General features: G+C 51.6%; 8 protein-coding genes and 3 pseudogenes. 6 read left to right on the forward strand and 5 right to left on the reverse strand.

Going from position 1 to position 8,132, the window contains the following annotated elements:
- Both APU11_RS13260 and intI1 read right to left on the reverse strand, forming a co-directional pair.
- A pseudogene (locus APU11_RS13260) lies at positions 1–401 on the reverse strand (IS6-like element IS26 family transposase); the annotation flags it as partial.
- Between the two features lie 70 nt (positions 402–471).
- Entirely contained in the window at positions 472–1,485 is a 1,014-nt protein-coding gene (intI1, locus tag APU11_RS13265; protein WP_000845048.1) for a class 1 integron integrase IntI1, read from the reverse strand.
- A 155-nt stretch (positions 1,486–1,640) separates the two neighbouring features.
- On the opposite strand from intI1, the gene dfrA14 reads away from it, so the two are divergent.
- The 4 genes from dfrA14 (at position 1,641) to APU11_RS13285 (ending at position 4,983) form a co-directional block, all read left to right on the forward strand.
- The gene (dfrA14, locus tag APU11_RS13270; RefSeq protein WP_004201280.1) at positions 1,641–2,114 is read left to right on the forward strand and encodes a trimethoprim-resistant dihydrofolate reductase DfrA14; all 474 of its coding nucleotides are present in this window, start codon (positions 1,641–1,643) and stop codon (positions 2,112–2,114) included.
- A gap of 220 nt (positions 2,115–2,334) precedes the next feature.
- Complete coding sequence (gene mobC, locus APU11_RS29170) at positions 2,335–2,601, forward strand: plasmid mobilization relaxosome protein MobC (RefSeq protein ID WP_001144737.1); 267 nt, start codon at positions 2,335–2,337, stop codon at positions 2,599–2,601.
- Between the two features lie 142 nt (positions 2,602–2,743).
- On the forward strand, positions 2,744–3,508 hold the full coding sequence (locus tag APU11_RS13280; protein WP_001389365.1) for an IS6-like element IS6100 family transposase: 765 nt from the start codon (positions 2,744–2,746) through the stop codon (positions 3,506–3,508).
- A 260-nt stretch (positions 3,509–3,768) separates the two neighbouring features.
- Positions 3,769–4,983 carry a type II site-specific deoxyribonuclease gene (locus tag APU11_RS13285; protein ID WP_004098817.1) on the forward strand — a complete coding sequence of 405 codons (1,215 nt, stop codon included), beginning with the start codon at positions 3,769–3,771 and terminating at the stop codon, positions 4,981–4,983.
- A 33-nt stretch (positions 4,984–5,016) separates the two neighbouring features.
- Here APU11_RS13285 and APU11_RS13290 read toward each other — a convergent pair whose 3' ends face one another.
- Positions 5,017–6,450, reverse strand: coding sequence for a DNA cytosine methyltransferase (locus APU11_RS13290; RefSeq protein ID WP_001288432.1), 1,434 nt, complete (start codon positions 6,448–6,450; stop codon positions 5,017–5,019).
- Positions 6,451–6,548: 98 nt separating this feature from the next.
- Between APU11_RS13290 and APU11_RS13295 the strand changes: the two are divergent.
- Positions 6,549–6,821 (forward strand): annotated as a pseudogene (locus APU11_RS13295) (IS1 family transposase); the annotation flags it as partial.
- Between the two features lie 10 nt (positions 6,822–6,831).
- Here APU11_RS13295 and APU11_RS13300 read toward each other — a convergent pair.
- Together APU11_RS13300 and APU11_RS13305 are read right to left on the reverse strand one after the other, a co-directional pair.
- A complete protein-coding gene (locus APU11_RS13300) occupies positions 6,832–7,038 on the reverse strand; it encodes a hypothetical protein (protein ID WP_001749967.1) in 207 nt (68 codons plus the stop codon).
- Between the two features lie 4 nt (positions 7,039–7,042).
- Positions 7,043–7,741, reverse strand: coding sequence for a restriction endonuclease (locus tag APU11_RS13305; RefSeq protein WP_224787914.1), 699 nt, complete (start codon positions 7,739–7,741; stop codon positions 7,043–7,045).
- Here APU11_RS13305 and APU11_RS13310 point away from each other — a divergent pair.
- Positions 7,732–8,132: pseudogene (locus APU11_RS13310) on the forward strand (IS6-like element IS26 family transposase); the annotation flags it as partial. The gene APU11_RS13305 and the pseudogene APU11_RS13310 overlap by 10 nt on opposite strands.

The following is an 8,132-nucleotide window of genomic DNA, read 5'->3' on the forward strand; positions in this document are numbered from 1 at the left end:
AATCGCGGGATCTGCCACTTCTTCACGTTGTTGAGGATTTTACCCAGAAACCGGTATGCAGCTTTGCTGTTACGACGGGAGGAGAGATAAAAATCGACAGTGCGGCCCCGGCTGTCGACGGCCCGGTACAGATACGCCCAGCGGCCATTGACCTTCACGTAGGTTTCATCCATGTGCCACGGGCAAAGATCGGAAGGGTTACGCCAGTACCAGCGCAGCCGTTTTTCCATTTCAGGCGCATAACGCTGAACCCAGCGGTAAATCGTGGAGTGATCGACATTCACTCCGCGTTCAGCCAGCATCTCCTGCAGCTCACGGTAACTGATGCCGTATTTGCAGTACCAGCGTACGGCCCACAGAATGATGTCACGCTGAAAATGCCGGCCTTTGAATGGGTTCATGTGCAGCTCCATCAGCAAAAGGGGATGATAAGTTTATCACCACCGACTATTTGCAACAGTGCCCGCTGCCCTACCTCTCACTAGTGAGGGGCGGCAGCGCATCAAGCGGTGAGCGCACTCCGGCACCGCCAACTTTCAGCACATGCGTGTAAATCATCGTCGTAGAGACGTCGGAATGGCCGAGCAGATCCTGCACGGTTCGAATGTCGTAACCGCTGCGGAGCAAGGCCGTCGCGAACGAGTGGCGGAGGGTGTGCGGTGTGGCGGGCTTCGTGATGCCTGCTTGTTCTACGGCACGTTTGAAGGCGCGCTGAAAGGTCTGGTCATACATGTGATGGCGACGCACGACACCGCTCCGTGGATCGGTCGAATGCGTGTGCTGCGCAAAAACCCAGAACCACGGCCAGGAATGCCCGGCGCGCGGATACTTCCGCTCAAGGGCGTCGGGAAGCGCAACGCCGCTGCGGCCCTCGGCCTGGTCCTTCAGCCACCATGCCCGTGCACGCGACAGCTGCTCGCGCAGGCTGGGTGCCAAGCTCTCGGGTAACATCAAGGCCCGATCCTTGGAGCCCTTGCCCTCCCGCACGATGATCGTGCCGTGATCGAAATCCAGATCCTTGACCCGCAGTTGCAAACCCTCACTGATCCGCATGCCCGTTCCATACAGAAGCTGGGCGAACAAACGATGCTCGCCTTCCAGAAAACCGAGGATGCGAACCACTTCATCCGGGGTCAGCACCACCGGCAAGCGCCGCGACGGCCGAGGTCTTCCGATCTCCTGAAGCCAGGGCAGATCCGTGCACAGCACCTTGCCGTAGAAGAACAGCAAGGCCGCCAATGCCTGACGATGCGTGGAGACCGAAACCTTGCGCTCGTTCGCCAGCCAGGACAGAAATGCCTCGACTTCGCTGCTGCCCAAGGTTGCCGGGTGACGCACACCGTGGAAACGGATGAAGGCACGAACCCAGTGGACATAAGCCTGTTCGGTTCGTAAACTGTAATGCAAGTAGCGTATGCGCTCACGCAACTGGTCCAGAACCTTGACCGAACGCAGCGGTGGTAACGGCGCAGTGGCGGTTTTCATGGCTTGTTATGACTGTTTTTTTGTACAGTCTATGCCTCGGGCATCCAAGCAGCAAGCGCGTTACGCCGTGGGTCGATGTTTGATGTTATGGAGCAGCAACGATGTTACGCAGCAGGGCAGTCGCCCTAAAACAAAGTTAACCCAGGATGAGAACCTTGAAAGTATCATTGATGGCTGCGAAAGCGAAAAACGGCGTGATTGGTTGCGGTCCAGACATACCCTGGTCCGCGAAAGGGGAGCAGCTACTTTTTAAAGCATTGACCTACAATCAGTGGCTTCTGGTGGGTCGCAAGACGTTTGAATCTATGGGCGCACTCCCCAATAGGAAATACGCGGTCGTTACCCGCTCAGGTTGGACATCAAATGATGACAATGTAGTTGTATTTCAGTCAATCGAAGAGGCCATGGACAGGCTAGCTGAATTCACCGGTCACGTTATAGTGTCTGGTGGCGGAGAAATTTACCGAGAAACATTACCCATGGCCTCTACGCTCCACTTATCGACGATCGACATCGAGCCAGAGGGGGATGTTTTCTTCCCGAGTATTCCAAATACCTTCGAAGTTGTTTTTGAGCAACACTTTACTTCAAACATTAACTATTGCTATCAAATTTGGAAAAAGGGTTAACAAAGCTATGCAATCGACGGCAAAAAGCTTCGTTCGCTTCGCGCACTACGCCTTTTCCGCGATTGATAGCGACGTTATGTGAATATTGAAATGAGCATTCCAAAGAAAGGAAGTAGAAAAATTATCGTGGGCGAAAATGAGTTTTTGTGGCTCATTAGGTCAAAACTCACATATTCGCAGGACTGTTTAGGTACAGAAATGACTGCGGTCGTTGAACCGGATGCCGGTCCTCACTGATGAAGAAGTGAACACCGTACGGGAATCGTGCCGGCAGCTTGGAGCTATCGGCCGGAACCTCAACCAGGTGGCCAGGGCCTTGAACATCGAGTTCAGGGAAAGTGACAAGCTCAAGCAAGAGGCCATCGAAAAACTGGCCGAACGGATCGACCAGCATTTGGACCATGTGTCTGAGCTGTTCGATAAGACCTGGAGCCGGTGGCACGATTGTCATTTTCAGAAGACGACTGCACCAGTTGATTGGGCGTAATGGCTGTTGTGCAGCCAGCTCCTGACAGTTCAATATCAGAAGTGATCTGCACCAATCTCGACTATGCTCAATACTCGTGTGGGCTCTGTTGCAAAAATCGTGAAGCTTGAGCATGCTTGGCGGAGATTGGACGGACGGAACGATGACGGATTTCAAGTGGCGCCATTTCCAGGGTGATGTGATCCTGTGGGCGGTGCGCTGGTATTGTCGCTATCCGATCAGCTATCGCGACCTTGAGGAAATGCTGGCGGAACGCGGCATTTCGGTCGACCATACGACGATCTATCGCTGGGTCCAGTGCTACGCCCCGGAGATGGAGAAGCGGCTGCGCTGGTTCTGGCGGCGTGGCTTTGATCCGAGCTGGCGCCTGGATGAAACCTACGTCAAGGTGCGGGGCAAGTGGACCTACCTGTACCGGGCAGTCGACAAGCGGGGCGACACGATCGATTTCTACCTGTCGCCGACCCGCAGCGCCAAGGCAGCGAAGCGGTTCCTGGGCAAGGCCCTGCGAGGCCTGAAGCACTGGGAAAAGCCTGCCACGCTCAATACCGACAAAGCGCCGAGCTATGGTGCAGCGATCACCGAATTGAAGCGCGAAGGAAAGCTGGACCGGGAGACGGCCCACCGGCAGGTGAAGTATCTCAATAACGTGATCGAGGCCGATCACGGAAAGCTCAAGATACTGATCAAGCCGGTGCGCGGTTTCAAATCGATCCCCACGGCCTATGCCACGATCAAGGGATTCGAAGTCATGCGAGCCCTGCGCAAAGGACAGGCTCGCCCCTGGTGCCTGCAGCCCGGCATCAGGGGCGAGGTGCGCCTTGTGGAGAGAGCTTTTGGCATTGGGCCCTCGGCGCTGACGGAGGCCATGGGCATGCTCAACCACCATTTCGCAGCAGCCGCCTGATCGGCGCAGAGCGACAGCCTACCTCTGACTGCCGCCAATCTTTGCAACAGAGCCTCCGTCGCCATGCTCACCTCGCTTTGGTGCACACGAGTATTGAGCATAGTCGAGATTGGTGCAGATCACTTCTGATATTGAACTGTCAGGAGCTGGCTGCACAACAGCCATTACGCCCAATCAACTGGTGCAGTCGTCTTCTGAAAATGACACTGTTTGTATATAATCATGAAAAAATGGTGAGTAGAGTTTCAGGGTAACAGGGGATGCTTATGTCGGTTTTCCACAACTGGCTACTTGAGATCGCATGTGAGAATTACTTCGTCTACATCAAACGCCTTTCCGCCAACGATACCGGCGCAACAGGTGGTCACCAGGTAGGGCTTTATATCCCTTCAGGTATCGTTGAAAAACTCTTTCCGTCTATCAACCATACCCGTGAACTGAACCCTTCGGTTTTTCTCACCGCACATGTGTCATCGCATGATTGCCCTGACAGCGAAGCCAGGGCAATTTATTATAACAGCCGTCATTTTGGTAAAACCCGGAATGAAAAAAGGATTACCCGCTGGGGTAGAGGCAGCCCACTTCAGGATCCTGAAAATACAGGGGCTCTGACGCTCCTGGCTTTCAAGCTTGATGAGCAAGGGGGGGACTGTAAGGAAGTAAATATTTGGGTATGCGCCAGCACTGATGAAGAGGACGTCATTGAGACCGCTATTGGTGAAGTTATACCCGGAGCGCTTATATCCGGCCCCGCAGGACAGATTCTAGGCGGACTATCTCTACAGCAAGCGCCAGTAAATCATAAATATATTCTACCTGAAGACTGGCACCTGCGCTTTCCGTCGGGAAGTGAAATTATTCAGTATGCAGCCAGCCATTATGTGAAAAATTCCCTTGATCCGGATGAGCAACTTCTTGACCGCCGGCGCGTGGAGTACGACATATTTCTATTGGTTGAGGAACTGCATGTTCTGGATATCATCCGGAAAGGATTTGGCTCTGTGGATGAATTTATTGCGCTGGCCAATTCTGTCAGCAATCGCCGTAAATCCAGAGCCGGGAAGTCGCTGGAACTGCACCTGGAGCATCTATTCATTGAGCACGGCCTGCGACACTTTGCGACGCAGGCCATCACAGAAGGTAATAAAAAACCCGATTTCCTTTTCCCTTCCGCAGGGGCTTACCACGATACTGAGTTTCCCGTAGAAAATCTGCGCATGCTGGCAGTCAAGACTACCTGTAAGGATCGCTGGCGTCAGATACTGAATGAGGCCGATAAAATTCATCAGGTGCATCTGTTTACACTCCAGGAGGGAGTTTCTCTGGCTCAATATCGGGAGATGCGGGAGTCGGGTGTCAGATTGGTCGTGCCATCATCTCTGCACAAAAAATACCCGGAGGCGGTGAGAGCTGAGCTAATGACGCTAGGTGCGTTTATTGCTGAGCTGACAGGGCTTTACGCAGATATTCCATAGATTATCTCCCGGCATAAATACCGGGAGGAGCGATCAGATTCGTTCAACCTTGCACGAATCGGCATTAACCGCTTTCAGGATATAAGGTTCAAGCAGTTTGGCTACGGCTTCAAACACGGGCACCACTACGGAGTTACCGAACTGCCTGTACGACTGAGTGTCTGACACAGGAATGCGAAAAGGCCTGCCATCTACTTTTTCAAAACCCATAAGGCGCGCGCACTCTCGCGGAGTCAGCCTGCGGGGCCGATGCGCCTGATTTTCTTCGTTCGCGAAGTCTGTTTCACCTGTGGCCATATCCCAGCCACGGTCTATCAGAATTTCAGACCCGTCTTTGTGATAGCGAGCAGAAAGCGTACGGGCAATGCTTTCTTTATTTTCAGGATTAACGAGGCCAAAACCGAATCCGTTACCCTTAGCTGCGTGCTTTTTGGCGTAGTTATAGAGATACTCCCAGAGTTTCGGCGTCAGTATATATTTGCTGTCAACCACGGGTTCCAGCAGTTCGCCAAATGACGGACGCTGTTCCGGATAAAAACGACTAATATCGCGCAGGGTAAAGCCCTGGTGAATGTTCAGATCACGGCGGAAACCGACCAAAACGATACGTTCTCGGTGCTGAGGTAAAAAGTGCTTTCCGTCGATAACTTTAGGATCGTTTTTGCCCATCTCAGCTGCATCCGCAACTTCATAGCCCAGTTCGTCGAGGGTATCCATGATGACTTTAAAGGTTTTACCCTTGTCATGGCTCTTCAGGTTTTTAACGTTTTCAAGAACAAAGATGGCAGGTTTTTTTGCGCGGATAATACGCGCCACATCGAAGAAAAGCGTTCCCTGAGCCTCACATTCGAAACCATGCGCGCGCCCGAGCGAGTTTTTCTTGCTTACGCCCGCAAGGCTAAACGGTTGACAGGGGAAACCTGCTAGAAGTACATCATGATCCGGCACATGCTCATTAATGTAAGCATAGGCATCGTTTTCAGGTACTTCAGGTTTATCACTGAGCGTGACTTCACGAATATCGAGATTGAAAGTGTGTTCCTGAGCATCGTTAAACCAGTTAGCTTTATATGTGCGCACAGCCTCTTTATTCCATTCACTGGTAAAAACGCACTGGCCACCGATGGTTTCGAAGCCCTTCCGTATACCTCCAATCCCAGCAAACAGGTCAATAAACCGGAAGGCATAGTCAGGGTGATGTGCAGGCGCTTCCGGAAGCATTTTTCGTAGAAGTTCCTCTTCGGCTAACGTCAGCGTCTTAGGTGAGCACTTACCATTAATCCAGCGATTAAGAGTCTCGCGACTCCACTCATTTTTACCAACTTTTCTAAGCAGTTCAGCCACGTACTTCTGGTCATAGATTTCCAGCACCTGCCCGAGCAGCTTTTTATCATTTTCCTGTCGCAGTTGTTCTTCCGCTTCTGCTTTCTCAAGCAGATCCTGCGCCAGTAATTCAAATTCAGACATATTGCCTCCATTGGGTCTTATGGGTGAAACTGTATCACTCATTTGACCCAGATTGAATGTTTTTATCTGGATATTTAAACAGGTTTATTGTTAGGTAACGCACGTTGGCCACGCTGGAGCGTCTTCTGGGCCTGCTGTCGGCCTTTGAGGTCGTGGTATGGATGACGGATGGCTGGCCGCTGTATGAACCCCGCCTGAAGGGAAAGCTGCACGTTATCAGCAAGCGTTACACTCAGCGCATTGAGCGACATAACCTGAATCTGAGACAACATCTGGCAAGGCTGGGACGGAAGTCACTGTCGTTCTCAAAATCGGTGGAGCTGCATGACAAGGTCATCGGGCATTATCTGAACATAAAACACTATCAGTAAGTTGGAGTCATTACCGGTTCTCTTTGTCTTTTAGTGATTCTATAAACCTCATTACGTCTGAATATAAAAATCTATTATTTGATTTATGTGGCTCATGAGGTTGTGGGATGGTCTTGTTTTTGAATGTGCCAGTTTTCTTAATGGCAAAGATTAACTCACCTTCTGTTATTCCTAACATTTCAGCAAATGTTTTTGCTTCTATAGTTACTGACTTCATTTAATTAACTCTCATGGTATCGATTTTCTTTACCGGCATCTTTAACAATGGTGCTCGTTTCTAGTGTTGCTGCGGTACGCTTCATCATCGTCTGCGGGGCGGTTGCGATAGTGAAGGAGCTGCCGGGCGTGAGCAAATCTATCAGGCGCTGGCCGCTGATAATCTCCATCCGTTCACTGGCAATACTGACAGATTTTGAACCTGCGCCGGTTTTCCCGGTATGGCAAAACAGACCGCGACAGTTATGACGTTTAAGCAACTTCTCGAACTCCTGTACGTGCTGTAAAGCAATATGGCCGCGATAGCGTTTAGCCTGAATAAGATAGCGATATTTTCCTATTATTACCTGGCCGTCAATGCCTCCATCGCCGGTATAGCGTTTGTTTCTGATGGTTCTGAAGCCATGCGCTTCAAATCCTTCCAGCAACAGTTCTTCAAACACAAAAGGATCAATTTTCCTCAGGTAGTTAATTTTTTGTGGGAAGCCCGGCAACGTCTTTATGCGCTCCAGCACCCGCCGCGCACTTTGCTGCTTCCTTTTGTGTCGCCTGTGCCGTACTGAACGCCGGAAGAATACAACGGCAAGCAGTGCGATGGCGCTGCAAGCCCATAGAATAAGGTTTTCTGTAGGGCACTGTTGCAAATAGTCGGTGGTGATAAACTTATCATCCCCTTTTGCTGATGGAGCTGCACATGAACCCATTCAAAGGCCGGCATTTTCAGCGTGACATCATTCTGTGGGCCGTACGCTGGTACTGCAAATACGGCATCAGTTACCGTGAGCTGCAGGAGATGCTGGCTGAACGCGGAGTGAATGTCGATCACTCCACGATTTACCGCTGGGTTCAGCGTTATGCGCCTGAAATGGAAAAACGGCTGCGCTGGTACTGGCGTAACCCTTCCGATCTTTGCCCGTGGCACATGGATGAAACCTACGTGAAGGTCAATGGCCGCTGGGCGTATCTGTACCGGGCCGTCGACAGCCGGGGCCGCACTGTCGATTTTTATCTCTCCTCCCGTCGTAACAGCAAAGCTGCATACCGGTTTCTGGGTAAAATCCTCAACAACGTGAAGAAGTGGCAGATCCCGCGATT

This window comes from Enterobacter sp. 50793107 (assembly GCF_001463365.1).
In the GTDB taxonomy this organism is placed as follows: Bacteria; Pseudomonadota; Gammaproteobacteria; order Enterobacterales; family Enterobacteriaceae; genus Enterobacter; species Enterobacter cloacae.

Coding starts and splice junctions, on each gene's coding strand:
- intI1 (WP_000845048.1), bottom strand. CDS start 1,485: ATGAAAACCGCCACTGCGCCGTTACCACCGCTGCGTTCGGTCAAGGTT.
- mobC (WP_001144737.1), top strand. CDS start 2,335: ATGCCGGTCCTCACTGATGAAGAAGTGAACACCGTACGGGAATCGTGC.
- APU11_RS13280 (WP_001389365.1), top strand. CDS start 2,744: ATGACGGATTTCAAGTGGCGCCATTTCCAGGGTGATGTGATCCTGTGG.
- APU11_RS13285 (WP_004098817.1), top strand. CDS start 3,769: ATGCTTATGTCGGTTTTCCACAACTGGCTACTTGAGATCGCATGTGAG.
- APU11_RS13290 (WP_001288432.1), bottom strand. CDS start 6,450: ATGTCTGAATTTGAATTACTGGCGCAGGATCTGCTTGAGAAAGCAGAA.
- APU11_RS13300 (WP_001749967.1), bottom strand. CDS start 7,038: ATGAAGTCAGTAACTATAGAAGCAAAAACATTTGCTGAAATGTTAGGA.
- APU11_RS13305 (WP_224787914.1), bottom strand. CDS start 7,741: ATGGGTTCATGTGCAGCTCCATCAGCAAAAGGGGATGATAAGTTTATC.